Origin of the sequence: Cypionkella sp. TWP1-2-1b2 (genome assembly GCF_049896245.1) — a bacterium.
In the GTDB taxonomy this organism is placed as follows: Bacteria; Pseudomonadota; Alphaproteobacteria; order Rhodobacterales; family Rhodobacteraceae; genus Cypionkella.
Genome location: NZ_JAFCTX010000019.1, coordinates 1 through 25,242, shown reverse-complemented (window position 1 = coordinate 25,242; position 25,242 = coordinate 1). Strand labels below are relative to the sequence as shown.

The following is a 25,242-nucleotide window of genomic DNA, read 5'->3' as shown; positions in this document are numbered from 1 at the left end:
GAAAAAGCTGCAAAATGTCAACAGCACGCCAGCGCTGCTCGGGTGTTACACGAACATTTGCTGCAACAGACCTTTTTTGAAGGTCTGAAGTTTGGTGGCTTGATCCGTGACCGCCTGAATTTTGGCATCCATCGCCGAGAGGGCCTTGGCGATTTTCAGTTGTTCGTCCGGATGCGGCACAGAGATCGCGAGTTGCTTCAGCTGGGCAGAGTAAAGATGGACCACTGAATTGCCTTGCGCAATTTTTGCTATTTCAATCCGCTTGGCGTGGGTCAAATAGTACGCAAGAAAGACTCCGTCCACCTGTGAACGAAGAACATTGATATCCCCGCCGAGTGCCACACCTTCTTGCAAAACGCAGCATGCCCGCGCCATTGCGAGGGGATCTTCACCGGATGCGGGAATGATCACATCATTCGACTGGCTGAGCGTTAATTCTCGGGTCGGCACATTGGTTCGAGACAGGATTGTTCGAATCGTTTCGCTGTAATGTGTGTAGATTTCCCCATAGCGGATGCAGGGCGTCGCGCCGTACGGAGCAATATCGCCCTTTGCAATACCCTTTCCCTTTTGGAATGTTGCTACATTTCCCAGCCGTTTTTCCTGCCAATCCGGGAACGCCTGCCCGCCATCTTTTGTAAAGCGAAACTCCTGGCTGAACAGCTTTTGCATCAACCCGGACTTGAATTGACCCAACGCCGCCTGTTTTGCCGCCAGCGCCGCAAGCTTGCCATCCACCTCCGACAGAAACGCCGCGATCCTCTGTTGTTCGTCAAGTGTGGGCAGATGCAGGGGAATGCGCGCAAAGTCATCTGCATACAGTCGCAGTCGGTCACTGGTGATGCCGTGCGAATAAGCCCCGAGCAGGTAAAGCATCCGCCTAGCATTGAACCATTGGTCGAAGAACCCGGACGATGTTTGCTTCTTGGGGGAAAGGACGACATAGGCCGGGCTGACCATGCATTCTTCATGGGCAAGACCGACGGCCCCCTGCCACATGCGCATCATGTTGTAGACGACGTCGCCTCGCTGAGCCCGCAGGTTCCGGCCGTCAGCGGCATCGGCCGCCATGTGTCTGTCCATGCTGTCGCGCCGAACAAGGCCCCGGTCCATCGTCACCGAATAGATGGGCAAGCCAGCGGCTCCTTTCGCGCGGCTGTTCTTGAATGCGTCGCCAGCATGGCCCGGCTTCCAAGGCTCTTTGAATTCAGGAAACCGAAGTTTGGGTACCGCAGGTAGGCACCCTCGCTGGCGATGCCGACAGACAGGCCAGTTGCGGCGATGGCCGCCTTGGCCTTGGCGCGCGCAGCATCCGCCATTGTGCCAGACCGAAGCGTTTCGGCGGTAAAGGTGCCGAAACGGTCGGTGTCGATCTCGGGCCGGATTAGGGTGATTCCAAGGGCGGCTAGGGGCGGCGCTAGCGCTGCTTCCTTGCCGTGCATCGTGCCAAGCGCGGCGCGGGAGGGCAGAGTCATGCCGCCTGCCGCATGGTGGCTTGGCTCTGCCACGCCAGTCCGGGCCGATAGCGGGCGGCGATCCGGCCCAACTCCAGCGCGAACAGATGCAACCAGCCGTTGTCGAACAGCGCGCGCATGCCGTCGTAGCGGGCCAGCACATCCGAGATTGCCGTCTGCGGCGCTTCGATCATCACCGAAAGTCGCAGCGGGTCAAGGATGGAAGCAGTGTCATCCGGCAGGCTCCTATTCGAGAAATATGGCCGTTTAGATAGCGCTTGCGTAACTTCCAGAAAAATACATATTTTAGATCATATTGTTCTGTTTGGTGAAATAAATGGATGTCCTGAACCTGCATCACCTCCGTCTGTTCCGCGCGGTCGCCACCGATGGCACGTTGACTGGCGCTGCACGGTGGTTGAACCTGTCGCAATCGGCCCTTTCCACCCAGATCAAGACGCTTGAGGCTACTTTGGGCCATGATCTCTTTGAACGACGCGGGCGCGGCCTGGTTCTGACCGAGGCCGGGCGGATCGCGCTTGATCATGCCGAGGCGATCTTTCGCACCGCCGATGATTTGACCGCGACTCTGCGCGAGACGGGTCAGGCGCGACGTCCCATGCGGGTAGGCGCTTTGGCGACGCTATCGCGCAACTTTCAGATGCAGTTCGTGCGGCCGCTGATCGGACGCGCGGATGTCGATGTAGTGCTGCGGTCCGGTAGCCAGGCGGAACTTCTGCGCGACCTCGATGTTCTTGCTCTGGACGTAGTGCTGACGAACCTTGCGCCAAGCCGTGAGGCGGGCAGCCTCTTGCTGGTGCATCAGCTGGCCCAGCAACCCGTAAGTCTGATCGGAACGCCAACTCGGGTGGGGACCTTGCCACGCCCATTGTTGGAGCTGCTGGCCGAAGAGCCGCTGATCCTGCCGGGCCCGGGCACCTCCTTGCGCTTGGCATTCGATGCCTTGGCCGCGCGGCTGCAACTGGCACCGGTCATCGCCGCCGAGGCAGATGACATGGCCATGCTGCGTCTTCTGACCCGTGAGGATGCAGGGCTGGCGGTAATCCCGTCCATCGTGGTGCAGGACGAATTGACGACAGGTCTTCTGGTCGAGGCCGCGCAGATCGAGGGGATGTCTGAAACCTTTTATGCCATCACCCGAGAGCGACGATTTCCCAATCCGCTGCTGACCCTATTGCTGAAGTATTGAGCAAAGGGTCTCCGCCCTTTACGGCGATGCGCAAGGACGGCGACGAGGGTTTTTTGGAGTCTAACTGATGATCTTTCGAGGATCCTAGCAGCAGCTCTTGTCAACGCCTGGTCAACCCTTGAATGCAGTTCTGTGCATGTCTTGTTCCGCCGGAACCCGGTGAAACCATGCCAATCCAGTCCAACAAAGGTCGTGCTATCAAATGCTTATCAGGTAAGAGTCTGAAGTCGCTCATTTTTCAACTTTTGGCAAATTACGGCTCATAACCTGAAGGTCACAGGTTCAAATCCTGTCCCCGCAACCAAAATATCTGGTGTTATCAGTTACTTGCAAAGCGCCCCCAGGGGCGCTTTTTGCGTTGCGATATTGCCCGGAAGCACTGCGGAAGCAAGAGGGCGCGAAGTCCTTGGTAGCAAAGCGAAAATCATAAACAAACAGAAGCGGCTGGCTATGGTGGTCGCACCGATTTCGTTCAACGACAGGGTCGTGAGCGGCTCGTTGCTACCTATAGACGCTGTAGAGATGGTGCTCGACTCAGACCACCCAAGCGCTCAGCGGGAACGGTGGCGTTTTCATTCTCATTTGCGCCGCGGAGGTCGTGATTTGCATCGGCTTCCAATCGCGTCTGCACACGCGCGGGGACGTGTAGCCCAGCGATATCTCGGGTAATGCATCTGGTCTCAACTGCTTCGTGTAAAGAGGAATTCATCGCTATGACGGGTGCCTTTCAACAGCGCCCATCAGACGGGCAATCGCTATCATCTCAACTCGCATTCCTGGCCTCGCCAGGTCGACGCCGCAGGTCGCCCGTGCAGGCGGGTTGGTGGTGTCAACCCATGTATCCCAAACAGAGTTCATCCCGGAAAAATCTGCCATGTCGCTGAGCCAGACCTGAACCGATACCAGGTCGGATTTACTGCCTCCCAGTTGGGCTAACACCGCGTCAATCTCCGCAAGAACTTCGCGTGTCTGAACGGTGATGTCCGCGGTCAGGCTGTGCGGAATCTGCCCAGCAAGGTACACCGTTTCGCCTACGGTCACAGCTTCGCTCATTCGTGGCCCAGGATTCAGGCGCGTAAGGTTCATTTGCAGTCCTTTGGGGTCAGTCATTGTCGGTTGTGGCGCTTCCAGCGCCGCTTCGGGAGGCATTCGTTGCGGGAACAGTCGTTTTAAGGGCAATGGCGCCAAGCCCGTTCATAGTTGACGCCAGAATGGACGGAAGGTGGGCTGGGTCTGCCGACAATTGCTCCACGCTGACGTTCGATGACGTTGTGATCTTCATCGCCAGCGCATTTGGATCGATCCAGGCGACTGCTGCCTGCCTATTAAAAGTACCGTCCGGCGTGATGACCAGACGGCCCCCTTGCCAGTCAAGCGTCAACGATCTTTGACTGATCTGGGCCGCGCGAACCAGGAAAGGCAGCAGCAAAAGTGGTGTTTCCACCGGATCGAGCAGCGTTACTTGGCTGAACGGGCTGTCTTCAAGCGCTGCGCGGTCGACCAGTGCGACGCCAAGCTGGATCGGGCACAGGGGACTGTCGTCGAAGCTTTGCCAATGCCCCGGCACGGGTCTGGGCGTGCCGATGATTGCCGGTCGTACCAGTTTTCGGGTCAACATCTCCAGAAGTGCCGCGGCCCCATCTATCCCCTGCGCGGCAAGCCAACCTGTGGCAAAACCCACTTCCTCGGCCAGTCCCCAACTGAAGCCTGCACCACGGGCGGCCTTCATGCACAAGCTTTCCGTCTCATTCCGCGACAGGATCACCCGGTCGTTGGTGTGCTTCATATCGGTCAATTGACAGATGCCTGCCGTGTGCCCAAGTCGTCGGGAAAGGGTTCGCCCTTGTAAAGGCTGATACGCACCCACTTGTCGGACCGCGGATCAAAGTGGCTGGCACCAAAGAACGCCAGTTTGCAGCGCAGAATATCGATTGGCAGCATGTCGGCGGCTAAGAGATTGTCCTGAATCTCGGCATAAGGGCTGCGGGCAGATTGCTGTACGCGCCGCGCCATCAGTCGATGTTCGGGATGGGCCAGCAAAAAGGCGGCCAGAGGGTCTTCATCCGGCCAGTCGGCCAGATCGCGGGCCAGATCGGCGGCCAGTCTGCCAATGCCCAGTGGTTGTTCCAGTGCTGCACCCTCATCGGTAAACCGTTCGCCGAGACGTGGCTCCAGTTTTTCTTCGGACACGTACCAGAACCGGGCGACATCTGCCCGAGCAGTGTAGTCACAGCCCAACGCCCAGCCGTATCGTGCGGCCAGGTCGGCACGAAAATCCACCACCCTTACGCTGCCATCCAGCGTGAAGGCGGAGGCTTCATCGGTGCTCATCGTCTCGGCCAGATCATCGATCAGATCGCCGTGGGGTTCCAGCATCATGGCCAGCAGGGCTTCCTGCCCCTCAACCGACAGATTGGCCTCGGCCCAAAGCCAAAGCGCGTTCCAGGGCTGGTCACCGGTTGGAAACCCGTCCAGCGCGGCTTCGATGAGGGTCAAGTCGCGGCGCAGATCGACCAATTTTGCCAGTTGCACTGGATGTTCCGAGGCCCAAGTCCGAGCGTTGTCCTGCGCCGCTGTGAGGGCCGCACGCAGCCCGGCAACTGAGTTCGGGGATGCGAAAGCTTGCGCGCGAACGCGCGCCAGAGCCTCCTCCCGCGCCTGCATCCAGTTGTTCAGCAAAACTGGGTGGCGCACCAGGAAGGGTGCCATGCCAAGGCCAGTTGAGTTGCCGACGCCAAGCCTTTTGCGCAGGTCTTTGTCCAGACGCACGGCTGTGTCGCCACCTCTTACCCTTGCCATATGTTCCACCAGATCAACTGTGAACGCGCGAGTCAGCCACACCGACAGCATTTCAGCCCGAAATGGCCCGGCAAGTTCGGGGCGATCCGCGATCACGGCACGGTCAGCCGCACCGAACTTGCCCGACCCATAGACCGCCGTTGTGCGCATCAGGTATCCCACTGCCTCAATCTCGGCCAGATCGGGCTGTTGGCCGACTGACAGCCGGTCCACCACATGCCCGAACAAGCGGACTGACCGGTTGGCGCGGCTGAGCGCAAGTTCTTTGACCGAGACACGCCCGGCTTCTTGCAAGGGCACGTTGGCGGCAAGACGGTCAAGATCTGCGGCATCGGGCGTGCCGTCGAACAGCGCGAATGTCGCATCCCAAGCGGTAGCAATGACCCGGTCTGACCTCAAGTGATCGGGCAGATCATGGGCAAAAGCCACCAGGCTGTAGGTGCGCTCTGGCCCTATTGCGCGGTAGACAGCGCGGCCAACGCCCTTGGCATCCATCTGCCAGACCGGGCGGTCAAACTGCCAGCCTTCGGCAACCATCCGGCGCAAGACAACGCGCAAGAACGACAACCTTGTAGGATGGGCGCTGCCCATACGGGCCAAGCGCATTACCTGCGAGGGCGGACGACAAAAGGCGAAAATGTCCGAGGTGGCGGATTGCTGAAGCACACTCATTCGGCTGCCCTTTCCTGTTTGACCGATTCAAAGGTAAAGCTGCGGGAAAAGAAGTCGAGCCAGTTGCCGCCCATGATGGCCGCCACCTCAGACCCCGACATGCCGAAATCGTGCAGTCCGGACTCGATGGCGCCGAAATGGCAGTTATTTTGAAACCACTGGGGCATTGGTGGAAAACCCGGTGACTCAGCGCTACCCTCGCCGAAATCAATGGCCTTGGTCCAGCGCCCCGAGCGCATCCATTCCACCACGGAATCGGGTTGGTCCTGACACAGATCGGTGCCGATGGCCAAGGCCCCAATGCCGATAAGGTCTGCCGTGCGGGCAATCATCTGGCAGAATTCCTGCGCCGTACAGTGCGAGCCGCCCTTGAGGTGATGCGGATACAGCGAAAAGCCAAGGATGCCACCACTTGCCGAAAGCTCACGCAGAACCTTATCGGACTTGTTTCGCAGTGCCGGGTGCCAAGTGGCCGGGTTGGCATGGGTGATGGCGATGGGCCGTGTGGAATGGGCGATGGCGTCAAGGGTGGATCTTTCGCCGGAATGGCTCATGTCCACCACTAGCCCGACGCGGTTCATTTCGGATACCACGGCGCGGCCCATGCGGGTCAGGCCGGAGTCTTCAGCTTCATAACAGCCGGTCGCAAGCAGCGACTGGTTGTTGTAGGTCAACTGCATGAAGCGCAGGCCGAGGGTGTGCAGTACTTCGACCAGACCAATGTCGTCTTCCATGCAACTGGGGTTCTGCGAGCCGAAAAAGATCGCCGTGCGTCGGGTGGCGCGGGCGCGCGCCACATCGGCAGCAGTGCGGCCCTGAAAGATCAGGGTGGGGAAGCATTCGAACCAGCGGTTCCAGGCTTCGATGTTCAGCACGGTTTCGCGGAAGGTTTCATGGTAGGTGATGGTGACATGCACCGCATCCACCCCGCCTTGGCGCAATTGGCGGAAGATCTTTTCCGACCAGTTGGCATATTGCAACCCGTCAATTCTGGGGGTCATTCCGGGACTCCTGCCGCTACATAGGCGGTCTTGACCGTGGTGTAGAATTCCGAGGCATAGGACCCCTGCTCACGCGGGCCATAGCTTGACGCGCCGCGCCCGCCGAAGGGCACATGGTAATCGGTGCCCGCCGTGGGCAGGTTCACCATGACACAGCCCGCCCGCATATTTGCGCGGAAATGGCTGGCGCGGGCAAGGCTGCGGGTCATGATGCCAGCGGTCAGGCCAAATTCGCTGGCATTGGCGGTGGCGAGGGCCTCGGCATAGCTGTCAACCTTGATCACGCAGGTGATGGGGGCGAACATTTCCTCGCGGTTCACACGCATATCGTTGCGGGTTCCGGCCAAGACGGCGGGAGCCATAAAATAGCCCTCGGTGTTGCGGTCCAGCCTGGTGCCACCGCAGAGAAGTTCAGCGCCCTCGGCCCTACCGATCTGGACATAATCGAGGTTCTGCGCCAGTTGCCCCGCGCTGACCACCGGGCCGATCTGCATGCCCTCGGTCAGGGCATGGCCGACTTCGAAAGCCTTGGCAGCCGCAACCAGCTTTTCGACAAATGCGTCATGGATGGAAGCATGAACGATCAACCGCGAGGCCGCCGTGCATTTCTGTCCGGTCCCGCCAAAGGCGGCACCAGCGGCATGGGTGACAGCCAAATCAAGGTCGGCGTCGTCCATGACCAGCATCGGGTTTTTCGACCCCATCTCCATCTGAACCTTGGTCATGTTCTGGATGGCAGCCATTGCAATCCTGCGTCCGACGGGAACCGATCCGGTAAAGCTGATCGCATCAATACCCCGGTGTTCGACCAGCTTTTGCCCCACATCGCGGCCCGGACCTGCAACGAGGTTGAAGAGTCCCGGCGGAATGTCCTGCCTAACGATAATCTCTGTCAGCGCCACGGCACTGGCGGGCGTCAGGTTGGCCGGTTTCCACACCACCGCGTTGCCATAGGCCAGGGCCGGGGCGATCTTCCACGCAGGCGTGGCCACCGGGAAGTTCCACGGGCTGATCACCGCTACCACACCCACCGCCTCGCGGCGCACGTCAATCTCAATGCCGGGGCGCACGCTTTGGGCATGGTCACCGATGACACGCAGGGCCTCGGCGGCGTAGTAAGTGAAGAATTGACCGGCGCGGTAAACCTCGCCCTTGCCCTCTGCCAGCGTCTTGCCTTCCTCGCGGGCAAGAAGGCTGCCGATTTCGGTGGCACGGGCCATCAATTCGGTGCCAATCGCCATCAGCACATCATGCCGCTTTTGGATCCCTGCGGCCCACCAAATGGGCTGCGCGGCACGTGCGGCGGCAATCGCCTCGTCCAATTGCGCGGCGCTGGCCTGAGCGTATTGGCCGATCACGTCGGTCAGGTCCGAGGGGTTGACGTTCGGCTGCGTCTCAGCCCCGTCCTGCCAACGGCCTGCGATATGGTTGCGGGTTTCAAGCGTCATGGTCATGTCTTCCTTTGGGCCTCAGGTCCGTGCCAGCGCATCAAACACCCGTTGCCGGGTCAAAACGCCTGCCAGATCGCCATTGGCGTGTCGCACTGTAATCGGCGCATCGCTGGAGGCCAGCGCGGCATAGGCGGATTCAATCGTTTGCTCAGAGGTGAGGACCGTGTCGCCCACCCCTTGCCCCGGGGCCGCCAGATCGCCGCAAGTGACGATCCGCGCCCGGTTCACGTCGCGCACAAAGCGGGCGACGTAGTCATCGGCGGGGGCCACCAGAATTTCGGGCCCGGTGCCAACCTGCCGCAGCAAGCCGTCTTTCAGGATCGCGATGTGGTCACCAATCAACAGCGCCTCGTCCAGGTCATGGGTGATGAACACGATGGTCTTGTGCAGCCGGGCCTGAATGTCTCGCAATTGCAACTGCATGTCATGGCGGATCAGCGGGTCGAGTGCTGAAAACGCCTCGTCCATCAAAAGGATTTCAGCATCGGTCGCCAAGGCCCGCGCCAGACCGACGCGCTGCTGCATGCCGCCTGACAACTGGCCCGGATAGTGGTTTTCAAACCCCGCCAGCCCTACGAGGGTGATCTGTTCGGTCCCCTTGGCCTGCGCCTGCGCCTTGGGCATACCGTCAATCACCAGCCCGTAGATCACGTTTTCCATTACCGTCTTGTGCGGCAAAAGAGCAAATCGTTGAAACACCATCGAGATTTTCTTGCGGCGAAAGGCGCGTAGCGCGGCCTCGTTTAGTGTCAGCACGTCGACATCATCCACCAGAATCCGGCCAGCGGTCGGTTCAATCAGGCGGTTGAAGTGGCGGATCAGGGTGGATTTGCCCGAGCCCGACAGGCCCATGATAACAAAGGTCTCACCAGCGCGGATGTTCAAGTTGATGTCGTGCAGGCCCAGGACATTCTTGCTTTGCACAAGGAGGTCAGTCTTGGACATGCCCGCGTTGACCTTGGCCAGCGCGGTTTGTGGATCGGGACCAAAGACCTTTGACACATGCTCGACGCGGATCTTAAAAGGATATGCCATGACTCAGTGCTCCAGCTTCAGGGAGGTCTGCATCCGCTTGCCGTAAGACTGCGCGATCCGGTCGAAGATGATGGCCAACAGAACAATGCCAAGCCCGGCCATCAGACCGCTGCTGATCTGCAGCCGCTGGATGCCTTGCAAGACCTGATACCCAAGCCCGCCCGCCCCGATCATCGAGGCGATGACGACCATCGACAGCGCCATCATCGTGGTCTGGTTGATGCCCGCCAGAATGGTCGGCAGCGCAAGCGGGATCTGGACGGTAAACAGGATCTGGCCAGAGGAGGCACCGAAAGCCCGCGTGGCTTCCACGATTTCCGCGTCCACGCCCCGGATGCCAAGGTTGGTCAGGCGGATCACTGGCGGGATGGCGAAGACGATGGTGGCCAGCAGGGCGGGAATTTTGCCAGGACCGAACAGCATGACGAAGGGGATCAGATAGACGAAAATCGGCATGGTCTGCATCACGTCCAGCACCGGAAGCGTGATAGATTGCATTCGTTTCGAACGTGACATGGCCACGCCAATCGGCAGACCTATGACAACCGCAAGCAAGGTCGCCACCACCATCAGCGCGATGGTCGCCATCGCCGCGTCCCACACGCCAATCAGACCGATGCAAAAGGTCATGGAGGCTACTGTCAGGGCCACCGTCAAGCGTCGCGAGGCGGCATAGGCGAGTGCCGTCAGCACCAGCAGAACCGCCCACCACGGCAGCCATTGCAGGATTTTCTCCATCACCAGCAACAGCTTGAGAACGGGCAGAAAGATCGCCTCAAGCGTTTGGCCATAATCGGCAACGATCTGGTTGAAGCCGGAATCTATAGCGCGTCCAAAGGCACGGACATCGAACAGTTCGGGAAAGCCTTCGGCCATGGTGGTTCCTCTGGTCGCGGAAAAGGGAAGGGGCAGGCAATGTCTTGCGCTGCCCCTATATTGTCGCCTCGGATCAGAGCGAGGCGCGCACTTTGTCGGCCACGTCGGCAGGAACCCATGTGGTCCAGATCGCTTCGTAGTTCTTCAGGAAATAGGTCGCGACTTCGTCGGTGGTTGCACCATTGTCATCGCCCCAAGCCAGAACAGCGCTGATGTCATCGTTCGGCACCTGCATCTTGCTCAGGAACTCGGCCACATCCGGCGCACGCGTTTTGAGCGAGGTCACGACAGCTACAGCCACTTCGCCGTTCGCCCATCCGCTGACTTTGGGATCGGCGCAGTTGATATCGACAAGGCACTTGTAGTTTTCAGCGTCAAACGGTGGGGTTGCCATCCGCACCATATTATATTTGCCGATCACATCGGTTGGCCCCCAGTAGTAACCGATGAAGGCTTCTTTGCGGGACACGGCTTTGGCAATCGACGCTTTAAGAGTCTCGCCCGAGCCTGACGGAAATAATTCCCACGTGTCAGCCAAACCCAAAGCTTTGAACAGGTTGTTGGTGATCGGCTCGCAACCCCAGCCGGGCGGGCAGCCGTAAAGGCGGCCTTTTTCGGGGTTAGAAGCATCAGCGAACACGGCCCAGTTGGCCTTCAGATCTTCAATCGTCTTGATTTCGGGATGTTCCGCCGCAACGTAGTCAGGAATCCACCATCCCTCTTCCCCGCCCGAAGCGAAGATGTCGGACGCTTTGTAGACATTGCCTTTGGTCTGCATCTCGTCCCAGATCGACTGCGCGGTGGACACCCACAGTTCGGGCGCCACATCAGGCTGGTCCTTGGTCAGCATTGAGGTCGCCGTGGGCACCGTATCGCCCGGGATCAGCTGCGCGTCACAGTCATAGCCCGAGGCCATGATCTTTTGCGCGACATGGGCGAGGGTCCCAGCGGACAACCAGGTCATCTCGGCAATCGTCACCGTGCCCGCCGTGCCGCAATCGGCGGCTTGGGCTGAGGTGGAGGCTAGGCTCATCGCAGCAAGCAGCGCCGCAGCCGTCAGTTTCAATGTGGTTTTCATTCTGGCTCCCCGTTTGATTGATTCGCCTTGGTCGCAAGGCATTGACGGAACGTTAGGCGGAGGGACAGCTTCAATCAAACGAATATAAATCAAGTAAAATTCAGAAAAAATGAAGTTAGGCCGCGATGCGGGCCAGCAAAGCGGCATCCACCAGAACGCCCTCGGCTTCAATGCGCGTGCGGTTGGCCTTGCGCCGCGAACCTGGCAGGCGCGCGCCGGGCTGTTCCGTGATCGACCCCGCTAGCCGTCGCAAGCTTTGGTCAAAGACCGCCCCGGAAAACCCTGACGGGTCCAGCGCGATAAAGCATTGCCCGGTGCCGGGCGGCCCGCCCGCCGTGCCCGAAAACGGGCTGGCGTCTTGGCTAAGGTTGGCACCAGACAAGACGGCGGCCAGAATTTCCACCATCAGGCCCAGACCAAAGCCCTTTTGCCCTCCGTTCGGCAGCATTGAACCCCGTAAAGCTTCTTCTGCGACCGTGGTGGGCCTGCCTTCAACATCCAGCGCCCAGTTCGGTTCAATCGGTTCGCCCTTGCGGGCGCGCAGCAGGATTTCGGACTTGGCAATGATGCTGGCCGATTGGTCGATCACCAAAAGCGCTCCACCTGCTCCATCCGGCACCGCAATGGCGAAGGGGTTGGTGCCGATCACTGGAACCTTGCCACCAATCGGCGCAATAGATGCGGGCGCGTGGGTAAAACACAGACCGATCAGGCCTCCTTCGGCCAAACGTTCGGCATGGTGGCCCAGCGTGCCGCAATTGTAGGATCGGTGCAGTGTCAGGGCTGCAATCCCGCAAACACGCGCCGCATTGGTAAAAGCCTCCCAACCAGCATCAATCGCGGTATGGGCAAAGCCGTTGCCTGCATCGACGCGGATGCTGCCGGGCTTGGGATGCGAGAAGATGGGTTCGGCCAGTCCCAGAACCTTGCCGCAGCGCAGATGTTCTGCATAGATGGGCAAATATAGCAGGCCGTGGCTGCGGATGCCATCCCGCTCAGCCTGACGGATAGACCGGGCAACGGCGGAAGCTGCCGCAGGGGAGGCACCTGCCGTCAGCAAGACTTGGCAAGCCAGCGCCTCGACCTCATTCAAACTGAACTGTTTTCCGGTCATGGCACTCTCCTGTTGTTGCCACTGGCAGTTAGCCATTTGACCCGCTTCAGCCAAACGACTATTAATTGACTCTGTTTCAGAGTTATTGAAGTTTGCCATGATTCGAACCGAGGCTTTGCGCGTCTTTGTCACAGTTGCCGAATGCGGCAATATCCGCGATGCAGCCGACCGGCTGTTCAGGACGCAATCCGCCATTTCCATGACCTTGAAGCAGGTGGAGGACCATCTGGGCGCACCGCTGTTTGAATCGGACCGAAAACATAGCTTGACGGAACTGGGGAGCTATGTAGCAGGGGTCGCACGGGTGCTTTTGCGCGACCACGATACCGCGATCGAGTTGATCGAACAGCATGCCTTCGGCAACAGTGGCAGGCTGCGTATCGCCTCGGTCCCTTCGGTAGCGGCCTTGTTGATCCCCGAGATGCTGGCAAAGTTTGTGGCAGACCGGCCCAGCGCCGAAATTGATCTGGTGGATACCGACAGTGCGGACGTGTTCAGGCTCGTGGCGACGGGGCAGGCCGATCTGGGCATCGCCAGCATGGGGATCGCCGATGCGGGCCTTGTTGTGACGCCGATCTTTGAGGACCGAATGCAGTTGGTCTGTCTGGCAACCTCCGCCTTGGCACAGCGCGCAGACCCGGTAGATTGGCATGATCTGGAAAATGTGCCCCTGATCTTGAACGAGACGACGCGCGGGATCCGCGCCGCAGACTTTCAGGCCATCGCTACACGAACGAAACTGCGGGTGCGAAATGTGACCTCGTTGCTCGCCATGGTGCGCGCCGGCATCGGGGTTACCCTTTTGCCCGGGCTGGCCACCGTCGGGCTTCCACCGCAGTTGGTTGCGCGCCCTGTAAGCGACCAAAGCTGCCGCCGCAAAGTGGGCATACTCAGACGTGAAGGACGCGTGCAAAGCCCGCTGGCGCGTGCGTTCCAAGAACACTTCATTTCAGCCATCGCCGAAATGACAGAACAGCACAGCATCGTATCGATCTACTCTGAGTAGGGCAGCAGCGAAGTTCCGTGCGCGGCGTTCCAAATCGTAAGTTCCTATTTAACACTGGCCGACCGTATCGCGGAATACGTTCGTCCCAGCTAAGATTCGCCCGCAGACCCCTTTCCACCAATGAACGACCGCTTTAGCCATGCGAGTACAGGACCAAATAACAATTTGGACGTCCGTTCTCCGCCCTCCGCGCCCAAGAACATCATTGTGAGCGCGCTCCAAGCTCGTTGCAGCGAAGAACATGTCGTGCAAGGCACGCTTCGAGTTCGCCCGGCGATCCCGCCCTGCGAAGTTTTTCATGGCAATCACCACTGACTTTGGGTCGCACGAGCCCCAACGTCAGTGCTTCCGTTCTGTGTCACCATTCTTACCATATGGCACGCGCAGCAATTCCGCGCGAATGTCTGACGCGCTGGCCGTCAGGTCGACAGTCATGAACCTGATTTTGTGGCCTTGAATGACGACAGGTTCGTCGAGATGGGAATCAGCAGCCGGATGCAGCAACAGCCCTTCGGCGTCGTCAGAATACCCATCGCCGGAGCCCTTTTTTGAACGCAGATAGGCGTACATCTAGTAGATTGTGTTTTCTGGTATAGGACGACTTGATCGCGATCTTGTCGCCGGGCTGCATTGAGCGCACCAGGTCGAGATGCTTGTCGTCGTAGCCATTCTCCCAGATGCCTTCACTCAGGAAACGAGGCGTCTGGTCTTCCGTTCGACCGTAGCTTGCGCCAACGAACCAATAGGATCTCGGAGCTTCGGTGGTTTCTGTCATCTTATCGCCCCTCGTCGTCGTTAAGTATTTGTTTTGTATTCATCTTCTGGAAGTGTCGCTAAGTGGAAAACTGGCCATTGGCGGTGAACTGATCATAGGCATCCCATGGCTCATCCTCGACGATCTCAGCACCCTTGCGGTCATCATCGAAATGCAACAATGAAACCGAAATCCCGAGTCGCTCGGAAAAGAAGGTGAGTTCCCGCGCCGGTTCGGAGCCACGGCTGAAAGTCCAGACGCCACTTGGAAGTGCCACGGCGCAATCATCTCCCGGCTGGAGTGCCGTTGGCTCCAGTGCCGCGATCGAGCCACTTGGTATCTCCATACCCGACTGGATGAACACACCGCTCTTGAAAGCTGCCCTGCTGGCGCGACCCCAGAGCGCGAACCCAGCTTTCGCAGCCGGGGTGGCGAGAGGCGCGACGAGAAGGGTCTGGACCGTATGGCGCGGGATTGGCCAACGCCGATGGCGAACGATGGCTGCAAGCCGAGCGCGGGCAACCGCAAGACCGCCGATCTGACCCATGCCAGCCGCCTGTGGATGACGCCGACGGCGCGCGATCACAAGGACGGGGCGACAAGCCTTGTCAACACGCCGGTGAACGGCCTGCTTGGCCGCCAGGTCCTGGTGATGAAGGTGGCTGGCAGCGATACCTGCGATGTGCGCCGGACCTTGAACCCGCTGTTCGTCGAGGCGCTGATGGGCTGGCCCACCGGGTGGACCGGCTTCGCCTCTGTGGCAACGGCGTGGTCCCTTTGGTTGCAGCGCATGCGCTCAGAACTTTGGCAGTTGAATTGCTGGCCGATGGATGAAGTGCCAGCATGAAACAATCGCGCGCCATGTCGCTGGTCGAGGCCGTCGCCAATGTGGTCGTGGGCTATGTGCTGGCCATCGCGACGCAGATCGTGGTGTTCCCATGGTTCGGGATCGAAACGGGATTGGCAGAGCACCTGACCATCGGGCTTGCCTTCGCCGGCGTGTCGCTGGTGCGTGGCTATGTGCTGCGGCGGCTGTTCGAGCGAGGGCGATGCCTCCAGACCTTGGTTGACCTGCTGAGACGGTGGTGCTTTACGCCTGAACTTGAACCATCAGGCTGCGGTGAAGATGAACAACCACGAACACATCCGTGATAAGCTGGAGAAACTCGAGGCGCTCTTCGCGCGTGGCGCGACGCCCGGAGAACGGGCAGCGGCCGGGGCAGCGCTCGGGCGGATGCAGGCCCGGCTGGACTTGGCCGGAGCTAATGCCTCGGAGCCTGAAATCGAATTGCAGTACATCCTTCCGGATGTCTGGGCCGTTCGGGTGTTCGTCGCGCTGTGTCGAAAGCATGATGTGAAGCCCTATCGGCACCCTCGCCAGCGACGAACGACTGTCATGGTGCGAGCCCGCAAGCGCGATTTCGAGCGAACAATCGCCGCCGAGTTTCAGAACCTGCATCGGGAACTGACACGCTATTTCGACGAAATGGTGAACCACCTCATCGCCGATGTCATGAAGTCCGACGGCGATGACGAGACGCTGGAGCAGCGCCAGATCGGCAAATAGTCTGACGGGCTTGAAGGCGAAAGCCGCCGACCGGGTATCGGTCGACGGCGGCGCAAGGGGCAGCGGTGCGGCATTCAATCAGGCTGAAGGAATATTGTAGCAGCGCCCTCTGCCATCCACCTTCTCGGAGGTGATGGTCAGGCCGAGCTTCTTCTTCAGCGCCCCGGACAGGAAGCCCCTCGCGGTGTGACCGGCCCACTTAGTTGCGGCCATGATCTCGGCGATGGTCGCGCCGCCTTCGGATTTCAGCAGCGCAATCACCGCCTCTTGCTTGGTGCCGCTGCGCTGGTGCTTGGGGACTGGCGTGGGCTCGGGGGTCTCTGGCGCATCGCCGATCCCGAGGGTTTGATGGGCCAGTGGCGTGGCGCGCAGGGTCAGCGAACCCGCTTCGCCATGCCGCCAGACAGTATCCGGGTCAGCGGCGGGGATTTCCTCGATCAACCCGCGCTTCAGGAGGCTCTTGCAGATGTTGCCCACAGCGCCGCCCTTGAGGTTGGCGGTGACCGGGAAGATCAGGCCATTCTCGCGGGCGCAGGCGGTGCTGAGGATCAGGGTCTGGGTGTCGGTGAGGTCGGTCATGGTTCTGGCTCCTGTCATTCGGCATGGTCGGAAAGGAAGGCGTTGATGCGGGCGAGCAGATCGTTGTGGCCAGTCTCGTCGGCCCCGATGATGACATCGCCATCATCGTCGGTTTGCAGATCGGCGATCTCGAGCAGCAAGGCGATGGCGTCGTCGCAGGCGGTGAGGCGTTTGGCCTCCCACGCGGCAGTGATGGCGTCCTGTTCGATCTGATGGCGCTGTGCGGGGTCAAGCGGCATGTTCGCCCTCATGGAATGCGCTGTCGGTGATCTGGCGCAGCAGGCCGGCGTAGTGGTTCAGGGTGCCAACATCGCCCCAGTTGATTTCGTCGGGGTTGGTCTCGAAATGGTCGTCGCTGAGCGTCTTGATGCGCACCAGCATCCCGTCGATCTCGCGCTTGGCGGCGAGGAAGGCGTTCAGGGCTTTGTCGTTGGTGGCGGTGGCGGTGGCGCGGCGGGTGGTCATGGCGTGGTTTTCCTTGGGTGAGTTGCATCGTTTCCGTGTCATCACAATCGCTCTGACGTGGTGCTTAGGGTAGGTAATTCCAAGCAATATCAGTGCTCTCTGATTGTACTCCGGGCTGTCGTGTCCGGGGTCTATCCGCATCCTCCTGCGGCACCACACTGACCCAGCGGCATCCGATCCACATGTAAAGATGGGCAAACTCTCGCGTCGGGCGCGGCAGGATGCGCGGGGCACAGGGCGGGGCGAAGCAATCCAGTGCCTCGGGCGTGACCTGCCAGATTTCGCGGGCAGCGAGGATATCTTCGGGCTTCCAGCGCTCCAGCGCAGCCAGCATATGGGCGGGGTAGCCGTCGAAGTGGACGTAGACATGGGCCCATTCGTCGGGGCCGATCTGGATGGCGATCTGCGCGCGGGTGCTCATCTGCGTGCCTCAGATCTGCTGCATCCCGGGCAGCGTGGCGACATCTTTGTGGATGGTGTCGATGGTAATGGCTTGATCCTTTCAGCGACCGGCAGTGGCGGCGGTCACCTGTTGGCGTCCGAGCCGTTCAACCAGTTCGACGAAGATCGGTGTCATTTCTTCACGCCGTTCGCCTTCGGCGGCCATGGCAGCTTTTGGAAAAATGTCGTTCCGCGCGAGATCGCGCATTATTTCGGAGGGGGTCATGGATTCGCTTTCAGCGGGCGGCAAGTCTCTCAAGTGCAACGCTTTCAAGCTTATGGTCAAATCAAATGACGACGATTGCAGAACTCCGCTCCCGCCGCGACACCCTCTCGACGCAGCGCTCCTCCGGCGTGGCGCGAGTGAGTTATGACGGCAAGACCGTCGATTACCGCAGTCTGGCCGAGATCGACCGGGCCATCGAAGTGCTGGACCGCGAGATCGCGACCGCCGAAGGACGCAAGATCATCCGGCAGGTGCGCGTGATCACCAGCAAGGGACCCTGACGCATGGGCTGGCTCGATGCCTTTCGCCGCCGGAAGATCGGCGGCCCTGCAACCTTGCGGGCCCGGCTGGAAGGCGCGATGTCGCAGCGCCGGCTGCGGGGCTGGCTGCCGCCGCTGGAAAACATCAATTCGCTGGTTGCCTCGGGCGGGCCGCGTCTGCTGGCGCGGTCGCGTGAGTTGGTGGTGACCAACGGCTATGCGGCGAATGCCTGCGAGGCGTTCGCGTCGAACCTCGTCGGTGATGGCATCAAACCCTCGTCGCTGATCGAGGATCCGGCCCTGCGCGACCGGGTGCAGCGGCTCTGGCTCGCCTGGACCGATGAGGCGGATGCCGATGGGCTGACCGATTTCTACGGCCTCCAGGCGATGGTGGCGCGCGAGATGTTCGTTGCGGGCGAATGCTTTGTGCGACTGCGTTCGCGCCGGGCAGAAGATGGTCTGCTGGTGCCGTTTCAGCTGCAACTGCTGCAATCGGAAATGTTGCCCTTTGATGCAACCGACACTGCGCCCAATGGCAACCGCATCCGCTGCGGTATTGAGTTCGATGCCATCGGGCGGCGTCAGGCCTATCACTTCCGCCGCCGCCATCCCGGCGACAGTACCGATCAGGGCATGGCCACGTCTGAGACGGTGCGTGTCCCGGCCGGGGACGTTCTGCACATCTACCGCCCCATTGATGCAGGGCAAATCCGGGGTCTGCCGCATGTGGCCCCGGCGATGGTGCGCCTGTTCCTGCTCGACCAGTACGACGATGCAGAACTTGACCGGAAGAAGACGGCGGCGATGTTCGCGGGCTTCATCACCAAGACAGCACCCGAAGAGCAGCTGATGGGCGAGATCGAGGCGACCGACGATAGCGGCGCAACCGTCAGTCTGGAGCCCGGCACTTTGCAGGTTCTGCTGCCGGGTGAGGATGTGAAGTTCTCCAGCCCTGCCGATGTTGGTGGCGGCTATGAGGCGTTTCAATATCGGACCCTGCTGTCGGTGTCGGCCTCGCTCGGGCTGCCCTATCATCTGGTGACCGGCGATGTGCGGCAGGCCAACTATTCGAGTCTCAGGGCAGAGTTGGTCGAGTTTCGCCGCCGGGTCGAGCAGTTGCAGCACGGGGTGATCGCGCATCAGCTGTGCCGCCCGGTCTGGGCGCGCTGGCTGGAAACGGCGGTGCTGGCGGGGGCGTTGGACCTACGATCACCACCGACGGCGATGTCGAGGTGCCAATCTAGGCGGTGGGTTTCGGCTTCTGGTTGAAGGCGGCTTTCGGGGCACCAATCACCGCTGGCACGGTCGCTGCAAGCGGGGCGATCACCTTCTCGGCGCAACCAGCCGTCAACAGCACCCTTAGGATCAACGGCACGGCCTTCACCTTCGTGGCGTCTGGCGCGACTGGCAATCAGGTCAACATTGGCGCCAACCTGGCGGCGACCATGGGATCGTCGTCGTTGTCCTCAAACGTGCTTTGGACCCAGACTTGACCATGAACTCGCCGGATGGCCCGAGTTCCATTTCGGCGGCAAACCCCTCGCCGCGAAAGAAAAAACGCGACTTGTCTGCAGACGGACCCGCTGGAATGTCGCGCACGGCCTGGACCGCTTCTGTCGCTCTCCCTAGCATCTCGCGAAAAAGATCCCAGCCAAGGGCACCGACGAGGGTTTTTGTCTGATCGACGAACTCGTCCATTGCCGCGCGATCAGGCAGCGGCAACTTGCCGGCATCTTCAGATGGCCGTTTGGCGTTTGGAAGCGACCAGCGAGGATTGCTGCCAATGTTACGGATCAGGCATGCTTCCACATAGCGCGCATGGCTCTTCGTGAGGTTTTCGTCTTTGCTTATGAGAACGACGGTGTCGACCCAAAAGCCCTTGGCGTCTCGCCCCAATTCGTTCGAGTTGTGATATGACAAACGGGCACCCACACCCTCGGATTCGCCGATATAGGCAAGCTGACGATCCTGTTCGGATTCATCTTCGCCGATCAAGATGTACACCCCAGGCCGCTCAATCTCAGGAAATGTCTTGCGTACTTCCCCCAACTTGTTGCGGCGGAAGGCGATGGCTTGGATTGTCGACATCATGATCTGGGCAACCCGGATGCCGTTCGGATCGCCGTCGAGGAGGAAGATGTTGATCGAGCGGGGCTTCATGGTGCAGTCCTGTCAAAGACTTTCGCCCGATGCCAATCAAGGCGGGCGCGGTGTTTGTCGGTGAGCGGGATGGGCGCATGCCAACGCAACTCGGACTGCGCTGTTTCACTTAGCTTCGGCGAGAATTTAGGACGCCCATCGTCATCGAAGGTCACAAGACCCCGGTCGAAGGCCGCGTCCCACAGCGCCGAAAGCAGTAGGCCGTTGTGCACGTTCAGCCGCTCGGCATCGCTGGCGCAATCCTTCCACGCGATGATGTGGCTGGCGCGCAGCAGGGCCGGGTCGGTGATCCCGGTCAGGGGGCAGCGGCCTTGCCAATAGGTCATCAGTCGGTCGCGGAAGATGGCCTCACGACCCCTGCCACCATTTCATTGCGCCGCTCAAAGAAATACTGGTCGTGCGGCGACTGGGCGGCACAATAGGTGTCGGAGGCAAACAATCCGGCAGACCTAACCAAGCGCCTCGCGCAGCGATGTAGCCACGGAATTCGCGGCACTCCTGACCGGGTCTGCCGCGAGGTGGGCGTAACGCGCCGTGGTCTGCACCTGCGTGTGGCCGAGCAGCTTGCCGATCATCGGCAGCCCCTGGCCGGATGCGACGGCAGTCGATGCAAAGGTGTGGCGCAGGTCGTGGATCCGGACATCCTTGACCCCTGCGCGGGCGCGGACGCGCTGCCAGAAGGGCTGGAGGTCGCTGAGTGGCTTGCCGGGCAGGGTTCCGGTGATGATGGTGATCGCCCGGGTGCGCGCCTGATCGCAGGTTAATACCGTGCTAGGCCCGAGGCTCATCCGCCGGGCACGCCGCCCGGCGCGGAACTGCACAACGAAGCTTTTTCGCCCGCTTGGCATCACGCGCAGCCCAAAGCCGGGGATGCCTTCGTCCCAGAGGAAGAATTCCGTTGCCTGCGGCTCGGTGGCGTCGATGGTGCGTTTGGTCAGTTTGGGCATGGGCGATCCTGCGCGATGATCGTGGTTGACCCCTACTGTGGGGATCATCTGGGAACAGTCAACGAACACATTGAAATTGCGCAATAAAAGGAAAATCTGCGTAGGCATTGGGGCGGCTGAACTTGCTGGGAATGACGCAATACCGGTCTTGGTGTCGAATCAGCGTCGGCGTTTCGCTCGTCGCCGAGCGCTGCTAGGGTGGCTCAAAATTGATACGGATTTCCAATGGCATCGAAGACAACCCTGAATGCAAAGAACCTCGAAACTCTGGGCGCAATGCGTCTGGCGGAACTGCTGATCGAAATCAGCACCGGCTCTGCGGTGGCGAAGCGGCGCTTGCGGCTGGAACTGGCGGGTGCGAAAAGCCCGAAGGAAGCTGGACGCGAAGTGGCCAAACGACTGACCAGCATCGCGCGGGCGCGCAGCTTTGTGAACTGGCAGAACCGCAAGCCCTTGGTCACCGATCTGGAAAGCCAGCTTCGGGCTATCAGGGAGCAGATCGCACCAGCCGACCCGACCGAAGGGCTGGCACTTCTGTGGCGCTTCATGCAGGTCGCAACGCCGCTGTTCGAGCGGCGCGATGACAGCAGCGGCATCGTCATTGGCGTGTTTCACGATGCCTGCGCGTTGTTGGGCGAGATTGCACTTGCCGCCGGGACACCGGCAGCGGCGCTGGCCGATGCGGCACTCGAGGCTTTGCGCGACAACGGCTACGGACAGTATGACGGGTTGATCGCCATCCTGACTCCCGCGCTGGGGGCCGAGGGGCTCGCCCATCTCAAGCAGCGGATCGAGGTCCTGGCAGCGACGCCAGTTCCTGTGCCGCCGAAAGGCGAATGGGAGGCGGTGGCCTATGGCAGCGGTGGTGCCACCTATGCGCATCAGATGGAGGAACGCGCCCGGCAAAGCTTGGTCGGGATGGCGCTGAAGGACATCGCCGATGCGATGGGCGACGTGGATGCGTTCATCGCCCAGTACGATCCTGCCACGCGCAAGGTGCCAAAGATCGCCGCCGAAATCGCGGCGCGCCTGCTGGCCGCAGGCAGGGCAGAAGATGCGCTCGGCTTCATCGAGCGGGCGGAAGTGGACAACAGCCGCTGGGTTTCGCACGAATGGCAGGATGCCCGCATCGAAGTGCTGGAGGCGCTTGACCGCAACGACGAGGCGCAGGCTTTCCGCTGGGCCTGTTTCGAGCGCGATCTCTCGCCTGACTACCTGCGCACCTTTCTGAAGCGGCTTCCCGATTTCGACGATGTCGAAGCCGAGGAACGTGCGATGGTCTACGCTGCGGCGCATCCGGGCCTGCTGCCCGCCCTTGGCTTCTTTCTGGACTGGCCGTCGCCGGACCGCGCCGCCCGGCTTCTGATTGACCGCCATAGCGAAATCGACGGCAATCACTATGAAATCCTGACCCCGGCCGCCGAAGCCTTGTCCGAGCGTTACCCCTTGGCCGCCACGCTGGCCCTGCGGGCGATGATCGACTTTACGTTGACCGCGGCCAGGTCAAAACGTTACGGTTATGCTGCTCAGCACTTCGCCGAATGCGCCGAACTCGCGTCCAGGATCGACGACTTCGGAGCGTTTGAGACGCATGATGTTTATGTGGCGCGGCTGAAGGCGCAGCACGGGCGGAAGTATAGTTTCTGGGAACACTCAAGTTAGCAATACACGGCGCGGCTCGACTCTTGCGCGGCCGCTGCCCTGCGGTGATGCCTACTATAAGGATGAGATTGGATGAGAAAACCATCGAAAAATCAGGCAACCAGCGTTCTCTCTCCGAAAGCGTTGCTCGAGCGTTATGCCTGCCCCCTCCCGTATCATCAGGTCCGAGCGCGCTTCATGGGCAACATTGCGACGCCGGACATGACGGTTTCCCCGATGCAGGAGATACAGCGCATCTGGAACAACGAGTTGCCGGTATTCGAGAGCAAATCTGACGCCGAGGAGTTCTTTGGTACGCTGTTTCAAGGGTTGTGGAATGCCCTCAGCACGCATCAAAAGCGAATGGACCCTTTCAAGCTCGCCCGGATCGCAACGGCTCCTGCGAGCCTTGCATTCCTGACCAGGTTCTCCCGTGTTCGGCGCGAGGAGATCGAAGGCTTTGTTGACGGGTTGTTTGTCGACAAAGATGAGATGGATTTGCCGGAGAGTGCGCACAAGTCGGTCAGCATTCTCGGTGAGATGCGCTCGATTTTCGCAGCAGTGGAGCAATTGGCTTCGCAGCCCGCGAGCGTGGCCAGCATCACCGAGACCATCAAGCATTTTCAGCAGATGAGCCGGATCGCCGAGCACGAAATCAACGTCGTCATCCAGTCTTGCAAGAAGGCGCGGGCACAAACCTTGGAAACACTGCCCATGGGGCGGCCCACCACCCTTCACTGACCATGATGCGTAATGACAATCTGGGCATTTGGGTGATTTTTGTTCATTTAATCTCGGTTGCGGTATACGGATGTTCGCTTTATGTTCCTGTCAGGGCTCTTTGCCCTAAACGAGGGCATTATGATCGATCAGATCGTCATCACCGAGAAGACCAGCCAGGCGAAAGACGTCCGCGCCGCCATTGGATCCCGCTACGGCATGGTTCTGCCCGCCGAGGGACACTTATTTGACTTGCTCGAACCAGAGGATGTGGTGCCGGAATGGAAGCGTTGGTCCCCGGTTCTGCTGCGCCCCCAGGAACTCTATGGCACACGACCGGCAAAAGGTGGAAGCAAGGCGGCGAAGCTCAAAGCAATTCGTGAGGCGCTGCGTTCGGCCAAGCAGGTATGGCTTGCTACCGATTGTGATCGGGAAGGTCAGCTCATCGGCCAGGAAATCCTCGAACATTACAAGTATCGGGGCCATGTCATGCGGGTGCTGTTTACCGCTCAAGACGCCCAGACCATACGCCAGTCATTTGATCGGGCCAAACCCAATTCAGAATACGCCCGGCTCTACGCCGCCGCTGTTGCTCGCCGCCAGGCTGATCAGATCTACAATCTGTCACTGACTCGCACCGCGACCGTCAACGCACGTCGAGCCGTCTTCCCGGGCCAAACGCGCCCACCTTCATCTATCCCACAACGAAAAATCGCGGCTTCTAGTGCGCAGCACAGCACAAGATGTAGTGGGACCGGGATCAACGGGATAAGCCTTTAGGCTTGTTTGTTGGCTTTGGGCACAGCAACCAAGAAACCCTAAATATAGCTCATCTGGAGCCCTCCTTATGGGTTAAATCACAATAATTGAACCGGAAAGCAGATAGAAAGGTTCCATCGGTCGGCGAGGTTAAGCCAGAAACTGCAGTTTGCTTCACCCCGACAAACCGATCAAAACTGACATTTCCGCTTCAGCCCGAAGCCGTAGCATTAAGGCAAGAGGCTGCATGCAGCGGTGTGGCGCGCCGTGTCGTTTGGTCTAACCGCTGTTCGATCATCTCCGCAGGTCGGACTGCTGCAAGTGCTGATGCAGATCAATCTGCGATGGAGCTCGCCGTGCTATACATACTCGTCAATGGAATTTTTGACAGACAAAGCTGCGATGCCGACCAAGTCCATCTATCGCGCGAACTGCGACGGTGCCTGACGGGCAAAAAATCAAATGCGAACAGGGGCGTGAACCCAAAAATCGGCAGAAGTAGCAGCGCAACTTAGTAAGGTGACCTACATGTCGACCCAGATCTTCATCAATCTCCCTGTCAAGGACCTCAACAAGTCAGTGGCTTTTTTCAAGGCTATGGGGTTCACCCACAACCCGAAATTCACCGACGAGACGGCTGCGTGCATCGTCTTTTCGGATGAGATCAATGTTATGCTGCTTACGCACAGCAAATTCAAAGAGTTTGCCAGAAAGCCGATGGCTGATGCGCACAAGTCAACCGAAGTGCTCACTTGCCTTACCTTTGACGATAAGACCAGAATCGATCAGATCGTCGACAAGGCTATCGCAGCGGGCGCCAGCGAACCAAGGCGCGAACCTCAGCTTAACGACTCCATGTACATGCGCAGCTTCGACGATCTCGATGGCCACGTATGGGAGATCTTGTGTGTAAAACAGCGTGCAAAAGTGACCAGCTGACGGGGTGGAACAGCGTCCAAAACTGACCACCCCAGTCGTGCAACAATCCCGCTTTTAGGCGGGAGCAGCTGGAGTGTTATGCGTGGAA

At 59.9% G+C, this 25,242-nt stretch carries 34 protein-coding genes; 12 read left to right on the top strand and 22 right to left on the bottom strand.

The genetic code is table 11. The annotated features are described in order from the left end of the window. Positions 1-45: 45 nt before the first annotated feature. From ACP7AP_RS13590 to ACP7AP_RS13580, 3 genes are read right to left on the bottom strand one after another with little or no spacing between them, the layout of a single operon-like run. Entirely contained in the window at positions 46-1,134 is a 1,089-nt protein-coding gene (locus ACP7AP_RS13590; protein ID WP_426034749.1) for a restriction endonuclease subunit S, read from the bottom strand. Beyond that, positions 1,116-1,475, bottom strand: a complete 360-nt coding sequence (locus ACP7AP_RS13585; protein WP_426034748.1) for a hypothetical protein — start codon at positions 1,473-1,475, stop codon at positions 1,116-1,118. The genes ACP7AP_RS13590 and ACP7AP_RS13585 overlap by 19 nt, the downstream gene beginning before the upstream one ends. Continuing rightward, positions 1,472-1,696 carry a putative inorganic carbon transporter subunit DabA gene (locus ACP7AP_RS13580; RefSeq protein ID WP_426034808.1) on the bottom strand — a complete coding sequence of 75 codons (225 nt, stop codon included), beginning with the start codon at positions 1,694-1,696 and terminating at the stop codon, positions 1,472-1,474. Before ACP7AP_RS13580 ends, ACP7AP_RS13585 begins: the two co-directional genes overlap by 4 nt. 95 nt (positions 1,697-1,791) lie before the next feature. On the opposite strand from ACP7AP_RS13580, the gene ACP7AP_RS13575 reads away from it, so the two are divergent. After that, on the top strand, positions 1,792-2,664 hold the full coding sequence (locus tag ACP7AP_RS13575) for a LysR family transcriptional regulator (RefSeq protein ID WP_426034747.1): 873 nt from the start codon (positions 1,792-1,794) through the stop codon (positions 2,662-2,664). Between the two features lie 711 nt (positions 2,665-3,375). On the opposite strand, the gene ACP7AP_RS13570 is transcribed toward ACP7AP_RS13575, so the two are convergent. The 9 genes from ACP7AP_RS13570 to ACP7AP_RS13530 form a co-directional block, all read right to left on the bottom strand. Continuing rightward, complete coding sequence (locus ACP7AP_RS13570) at positions 3,376-3,750, bottom strand: RidA family protein (RefSeq protein WP_426034746.1); 375 nt, start codon at positions 3,748-3,750, stop codon at positions 3,376-3,378. Positions 3,751-3,766: 16 nt separating this feature from the next. Then, on the bottom strand, positions 3,767-4,450 hold the full coding sequence (locus ACP7AP_RS13565) for a DUF3726 domain-containing protein (protein ID WP_426034807.1): 684 nt from the start codon (positions 4,448-4,450) through the stop codon (positions 3,767-3,769). Between the two features lie 5 nt (positions 4,451-4,455). After that, positions 4,456-6,135, bottom strand: coding sequence for a hypothetical protein (locus tag ACP7AP_RS13560; protein ID WP_426034745.1), 1,680 nt, complete (start codon positions 6,133-6,135; stop codon positions 4,456-4,458). Then, positions 6,132-7,136 (bottom strand): membrane dipeptidase, encoded by a 1,005-nt coding sequence (locus ACP7AP_RS13555; RefSeq protein WP_426034744.1) that lies wholly within the window; start codon positions 7,134-7,136, stop codon positions 6,132-6,134. The genes ACP7AP_RS13560 and ACP7AP_RS13555 overlap by 4 nt, the downstream gene beginning before the upstream one ends. Next, a complete protein-coding gene (locus tag ACP7AP_RS13550; RefSeq protein ID WP_426034743.1) occupies positions 7,133-8,584 on the bottom strand; it encodes an aldehyde dehydrogenase family protein in 1,452 nt (483 codons plus the stop codon). The genes ACP7AP_RS13555 and ACP7AP_RS13550 overlap by 4 nt, the downstream gene beginning before the upstream one ends. Before the next feature lie 21 nt (positions 8,585-8,605). After that, entirely contained in the window at positions 8,606-9,622 is a 1,017-nt protein-coding gene (locus ACP7AP_RS13545) for a quaternary amine ABC transporter ATP-binding protein (RefSeq protein WP_426034742.1), read from the bottom strand. A 3-nt stretch (positions 9,623-9,625) separates the two neighbouring features. Beyond that, positions 9,626-10,498: an ABC transporter permease gene (locus ACP7AP_RS13540; protein ID WP_426034741.1), complete on the bottom strand. Its 873-nt coding sequence runs from the start codon at positions 10,496-10,498 to the stop codon at positions 9,626-9,628. 73 nt (positions 10,499-10,571) lie between these two features. Beyond that, a complete protein-coding gene (locus ACP7AP_RS13535) occupies positions 10,572-11,576 on the bottom strand; it encodes a glycine betaine ABC transporter substrate-binding protein (protein ID WP_426034740.1) in 1,005 nt (334 codons plus the stop codon). 115 nt (positions 11,577-11,691) lie between these two features. Beyond that, positions 11,692-12,690 (bottom strand): Ldh family oxidoreductase, encoded by a 999-nt coding sequence (locus ACP7AP_RS13530; protein WP_426034739.1) that lies wholly within the window; start codon positions 12,688-12,690, stop codon positions 11,692-11,694. Between the two features lie 97 nt (positions 12,691-12,787). Between ACP7AP_RS13530 and ACP7AP_RS13525 the strand changes: the two genes are divergently transcribed. Next, on the top strand, positions 12,788-13,696 hold the full coding sequence (locus ACP7AP_RS13525) for a LysR family transcriptional regulator (RefSeq protein ID WP_426034738.1): 909 nt from the start codon (positions 12,788-12,790) through the stop codon (positions 13,694-13,696). A gap of 520 nt (positions 13,697-14,216) precedes the next feature. On the opposite strand, the gene ACP7AP_RS13520 is transcribed toward ACP7AP_RS13525, so the two are convergent. Together ACP7AP_RS13520 and ACP7AP_RS13515 are read right to left on the bottom strand one after the other, a co-directional pair. Then, entirely contained in the window at positions 14,217-14,471 is a 255-nt protein-coding gene (locus ACP7AP_RS13520) for a hypothetical protein (RefSeq protein ID WP_426034737.1), read from the bottom strand. A 58-nt stretch (positions 14,472-14,529) separates the two neighbouring features. Next, positions 14,530-14,727, bottom strand: coding sequence for a hypothetical protein (locus ACP7AP_RS13515; protein ID WP_426034736.1), 198 nt, complete (start codon positions 14,725-14,727; stop codon positions 14,530-14,532). A gap of 186 nt (positions 14,728-14,913) precedes the next feature. Here ACP7AP_RS13515 and ACP7AP_RS13510 point away from each other — a divergent pair, with 186 nt between their 5' ends. From ACP7AP_RS13510 to ACP7AP_RS13500, 3 genes are read left to right on the top strand one after another with little or no spacing between them, the layout of a single operon-like run. Next, a complete protein-coding gene (locus ACP7AP_RS13510) occupies positions 14,914-15,297 on the top strand; it encodes a hypothetical protein (protein WP_426034735.1) in 384 nt (127 codons plus the stop codon). After that, positions 15,294-15,602: a DUF7220 family protein gene (locus ACP7AP_RS13505; protein WP_426034734.1), complete on the top strand. Its 309-nt coding sequence runs from the start codon at positions 15,294-15,296 to the stop codon at positions 15,600-15,602. Before ACP7AP_RS13510 ends, ACP7AP_RS13505 begins: the two co-directional genes overlap by 4 nt. Continuing rightward, positions 15,577-16,017: a hypothetical protein gene (locus ACP7AP_RS13500; protein WP_426034733.1), complete on the top strand. Its 441-nt coding sequence runs from the start codon at positions 15,577-15,579 to the stop codon at positions 16,015-16,017. The genes ACP7AP_RS13505 and ACP7AP_RS13500 overlap by 26 nt, the downstream gene beginning before the upstream one ends. 78 nt (positions 16,018-16,095) lie before the next feature. On the opposite strand, the gene ACP7AP_RS13495 is transcribed toward ACP7AP_RS13500, so the two are convergent. From ACP7AP_RS13495 to ACP7AP_RS13480, 4 genes are all read right to left on the bottom strand, one after another. Beyond that, positions 16,096-16,596: a DUF3489 domain-containing protein gene (locus ACP7AP_RS13495; RefSeq protein ID WP_426034732.1), complete on the bottom strand. Its 501-nt coding sequence runs from the start codon at positions 16,594-16,596 to the stop codon at positions 16,096-16,098. A 14-nt stretch (positions 16,597-16,610) separates the two neighbouring features. Next, positions 16,611-16,835, bottom strand: a complete 225-nt coding sequence (locus ACP7AP_RS13490; RefSeq protein WP_426034731.1) for a hypothetical protein — start codon at positions 16,833-16,835, stop codon at positions 16,611-16,613. Further along, positions 16,825-17,061: a hypothetical protein gene (locus ACP7AP_RS13485; RefSeq protein ID WP_426034730.1), complete on the bottom strand. Its 237-nt coding sequence runs from the start codon at positions 17,059-17,061 to the stop codon at positions 16,825-16,827. Before ACP7AP_RS13485 ends, ACP7AP_RS13490 begins: the two co-directional genes overlap by 11 nt. Before the next feature lie 64 nt (positions 17,062-17,125). Further along, positions 17,126-17,482, bottom strand: a complete 357-nt coding sequence (locus tag ACP7AP_RS13480) for a hypothetical protein (RefSeq protein WP_426034729.1) — start codon at positions 17,480-17,482, stop codon at positions 17,126-17,128. A gap of 48 nt (positions 17,483-17,530) precedes the next feature. Between ACP7AP_RS13480 and ACP7AP_RS13475 the strand changes: the two genes are divergently transcribed. From ACP7AP_RS13475 to ACP7AP_RS13465, 3 genes are read left to right on the top strand one after another with little or no spacing between them, the layout of a single operon-like run. Further along, positions 17,531-17,797: a hypothetical protein gene (locus tag ACP7AP_RS13475; protein ID WP_426034728.1), complete on the top strand. Its 267-nt coding sequence runs from the start codon at positions 17,531-17,533 to the stop codon at positions 17,795-17,797. Further along, positions 17,794-18,009 (top strand): phage head-tail joining protein, encoded by a 216-nt coding sequence (locus tag ACP7AP_RS13470; protein ID WP_426034727.1) that lies wholly within the window; start codon positions 17,794-17,796, stop codon positions 18,007-18,009. Before ACP7AP_RS13475 ends, ACP7AP_RS13470 begins: the two co-directional genes overlap by 4 nt. Positions 18,010-18,012: 3 nt before the next feature. Next, positions 18,013-19,257 (top strand): phage portal protein, encoded by a 1,245-nt coding sequence (locus tag ACP7AP_RS13465; RefSeq protein WP_426034726.1) that lies wholly within the window; start codon positions 18,013-18,015, stop codon positions 19,255-19,257. On the opposite strand, the gene ACP7AP_RS13460 is transcribed toward ACP7AP_RS13465, so the two are convergent. The 4 genes from ACP7AP_RS13460 to ACP7AP_RS13445 all read right to left on the bottom strand — a co-directional run bounded on the left by ACP7AP_RS13460 (position 19,229) and on the right by ACP7AP_RS13445 (position 21,095). Beyond that, the gene (locus ACP7AP_RS13460) at positions 19,229-19,399 is read right to left on the bottom strand and encodes a hypothetical protein (RefSeq protein WP_426034725.1); all 171 of its coding nucleotides are present in this window, start codon (positions 19,397-19,399) and stop codon (positions 19,229-19,231) included. The two genes, ACP7AP_RS13465 and ACP7AP_RS13460, sit on opposite strands and share 29 nt — an antisense overlap. A 5-nt stretch (positions 19,400-19,404) precedes the next feature. After that, on the bottom strand, positions 19,405-20,148 hold the full coding sequence (locus tag ACP7AP_RS13455; protein ID WP_426034724.1) for a GIY-YIG nuclease family protein: 744 nt from the start codon (positions 20,146-20,148) through the stop codon (positions 19,405-19,407). After that, positions 20,145-20,474, bottom strand: coding sequence for an HNH endonuclease (locus ACP7AP_RS13450; RefSeq protein ID WP_426034723.1), 330 nt, complete (start codon positions 20,472-20,474; stop codon positions 20,145-20,147). The genes ACP7AP_RS13455 and ACP7AP_RS13450 overlap by 4 nt, the downstream gene beginning before the upstream one ends. 123 nt (positions 20,475-20,597) lie before the next feature. Beyond that, positions 20,598-21,095: an integrase family protein gene (locus ACP7AP_RS13445; protein WP_426034722.1), complete on the bottom strand. Its 498-nt coding sequence runs from the start codon at positions 21,093-21,095 to the stop codon at positions 20,598-20,600. Positions 21,096-21,320: 225 nt separating this feature from the next. Here ACP7AP_RS13445 and ACP7AP_RS13440 point away from each other — a divergent pair, with 225 nt between their 5' ends. The 4 genes from ACP7AP_RS13440 to ACP7AP_RS13425 all read left to right on the top strand — a co-directional run bounded on the left by ACP7AP_RS13440 (position 21,321) and on the right by ACP7AP_RS13425 (position 25,154). Then, on the top strand, positions 21,321-22,757 hold the full coding sequence (locus tag ACP7AP_RS13440; RefSeq protein WP_426034721.1) for a DUF6880 family protein: 1,437 nt from the start codon (positions 21,321-21,323) through the stop codon (positions 22,755-22,757). A gap of 72 nt (positions 22,758-22,829) precedes the next feature. Next, positions 22,830-23,477: a hypothetical protein gene (locus tag ACP7AP_RS13435; protein WP_426034720.1), complete on the top strand. Its 648-nt coding sequence runs from the start codon at positions 22,830-22,832 to the stop codon at positions 23,475-23,477. Between the two features lie 120 nt (positions 23,478-23,597). Next, positions 23,598-24,236, top strand: a complete 639-nt coding sequence (locus ACP7AP_RS13430; RefSeq protein ID WP_426034719.1) for a toprim domain-containing protein — start codon at positions 23,598-23,600, stop codon at positions 24,234-24,236. Positions 24,237-24,743: 507 nt separating this feature from the next. Next, positions 24,744-25,154, top strand: coding sequence for a VOC family protein (locus ACP7AP_RS13425; RefSeq protein WP_426034718.1), 411 nt, complete (start codon positions 24,744-24,746; stop codon positions 25,152-25,154). The last annotated feature ends 88 nt before the right edge of the window (positions 25,155-25,242 follow it).

Excerpts from the sequence above, each read along its gene's own strand:
- ACP7AP_RS13585 (WP_426034748.1), bottom strand. The coding sequence starts at position 1,475 with ATGACTCTGCCCTCCCGCGCCGCGCTTGGCACGATGCACGGCAAGGAA.
- ACP7AP_RS13575 (WP_426034747.1), top strand. The coding sequence starts at position 1,792 with ATGGATGTCCTGAACCTGCATCACCTCCGTCTGTTCCGCGCGGTCGCC.
- ACP7AP_RS13570 (WP_426034746.1), bottom strand. The coding sequence starts at position 3,750 with ATGAACCTTACGCGCCTGAATCCTGGGCCACGAATGAGCGAAGCTGTG.
- ACP7AP_RS13565 (WP_426034807.1), bottom strand. The coding sequence starts at position 4,450 with ATGAAGCACACCAACGACCGGGTGATCCTGTCGCGGAATGAGACGGAA.
- ACP7AP_RS13560 (WP_426034745.1), bottom strand. The coding sequence starts at position 6,135 with ATGAGTGTGCTTCAGCAATCCGCCACCTCGGACATTTTCGCCTTTTGT.
- ACP7AP_RS13555 (WP_426034744.1), bottom strand. The coding sequence starts at position 7,136 with ATGACCCCCAGAATTGACGGGTTGCAATATGCCAACTGGTCGGAAAAG.
- ACP7AP_RS13550 (WP_426034743.1), bottom strand. The coding sequence starts at position 8,584 with ATGACGCTTGAAACCCGCAACCATATCGCAGGCCGTTGGCAGGACGGG.
- ACP7AP_RS13545 (WP_426034742.1), bottom strand. The coding sequence starts at position 9,622 with ATGGCATATCCTTTTAAGATCCGCGTCGAGCATGTGTCAAAGGTCTTT.
- ACP7AP_RS13540 (WP_426034741.1), bottom strand. The coding sequence starts at position 10,498 with ATGGCCGAAGGCTTTCCCGAACTGTTCGATGTCCGTGCCTTTGGACGC.
- ACP7AP_RS13535 (WP_426034740.1), bottom strand. The coding sequence starts at position 11,576 with ATGAAAACCACATTGAAACTGACGGCTGCGGCGCTGCTTGCTGCGATG.
- ACP7AP_RS13530 (WP_426034739.1), bottom strand. The coding sequence starts at position 12,690 with ATGACCGGAAAACAGTTCAGTTTGAATGAGGTCGAGGCGCTGGCTTGC.
- ACP7AP_RS13525 (WP_426034738.1), top strand. The coding sequence starts at position 12,788 with ATGATTCGAACCGAGGCTTTGCGCGTCTTTGTCACAGTTGCCGAATGC.
- ACP7AP_RS13520 (WP_426034737.1), bottom strand. The coding sequence starts at position 14,471 with ATGACAGAAACCACCGAAGCTCCGAGATCCTATTGGTTCGTTGGCGCA.
- ACP7AP_RS13510 (WP_426034735.1), top strand. The coding sequence starts at position 14,914 with ATGGCGCGGGATTGGCCAACGCCGATGGCGAACGATGGCTGCAAGCCG.
- ACP7AP_RS13505 (WP_426034734.1), top strand. The coding sequence starts at position 15,294 with ATGAAACAATCGCGCGCCATGTCGCTGGTCGAGGCCGTCGCCAATGTG.
- ACP7AP_RS13500 (WP_426034733.1), top strand. The coding sequence starts at position 15,577 with ATGAACAACCACGAACACATCCGTGATAAGCTGGAGAAACTCGAGGCG.
- ACP7AP_RS13495 (WP_426034732.1), bottom strand. The coding sequence starts at position 16,596 with ATGACCGACCTCACCGACACCCAGACCCTGATCCTCAGCACCGCCTGC.
- ACP7AP_RS13490 (WP_426034731.1), bottom strand. The coding sequence starts at position 16,835 with ATGCCGCTTGACCCCGCACAGCGCCATCAGATCGAACAGGACGCCATC.
- ACP7AP_RS13485 (WP_426034730.1), bottom strand. The coding sequence starts at position 17,061 with ATGACCACCCGCCGCGCCACCGCCACCGCCACCAACGACAAAGCCCTG.
- ACP7AP_RS13480 (WP_426034729.1), bottom strand. The coding sequence starts at position 17,482 with ATGAGCACCCGCGCGCAGATCGCCATCCAGATCGGCCCCGACGAATGG.
- ACP7AP_RS13470 (WP_426034727.1), top strand. The coding sequence starts at position 17,794 with ATGACGACGATTGCAGAACTCCGCTCCCGCCGCGACACCCTCTCGACG.
- ACP7AP_RS13465 (WP_426034726.1), top strand. The coding sequence starts at position 18,013 with ATGGGCTGGCTCGATGCCTTTCGCCGCCGGAAGATCGGCGGCCCTGCA.
- ACP7AP_RS13455 (WP_426034724.1), bottom strand. The coding sequence starts at position 20,148 with ATGAAGCCCCGCTCGATCAACATCTTCCTCCTCGACGGCGATCCGAAC.
- ACP7AP_RS13450 (WP_426034723.1), bottom strand. The coding sequence starts at position 20,474 with ATGACCTATTGGCAAGGCCGCTGCCCCCTGACCGGGATCACCGACCCG.
- ACP7AP_RS13445 (WP_426034722.1), bottom strand. The coding sequence starts at position 21,095 with ATGCCCAAACTGACCAAACGCACCATCGACGCCACCGAGCCGCAGGCA.
- ACP7AP_RS13440 (WP_426034721.1), top strand. The coding sequence starts at position 21,321 with ATGGCATCGAAGACAACCCTGAATGCAAAGAACCTCGAAACTCTGGGC.
- ACP7AP_RS13435 (WP_426034720.1), top strand. The coding sequence starts at position 22,830 with ATGAGAAAACCATCGAAAAATCAGGCAACCAGCGTTCTCTCTCCGAAA.
- ACP7AP_RS13430 (WP_426034719.1), top strand. The coding sequence starts at position 23,598 with ATGATCGATCAGATCGTCATCACCGAGAAGACCAGCCAGGCGAAAGAC.
- ACP7AP_RS13425 (WP_426034718.1), top strand. The coding sequence starts at position 24,744 with ATGTCGACCCAGATCTTCATCAATCTCCCTGTCAAGGACCTCAACAAG.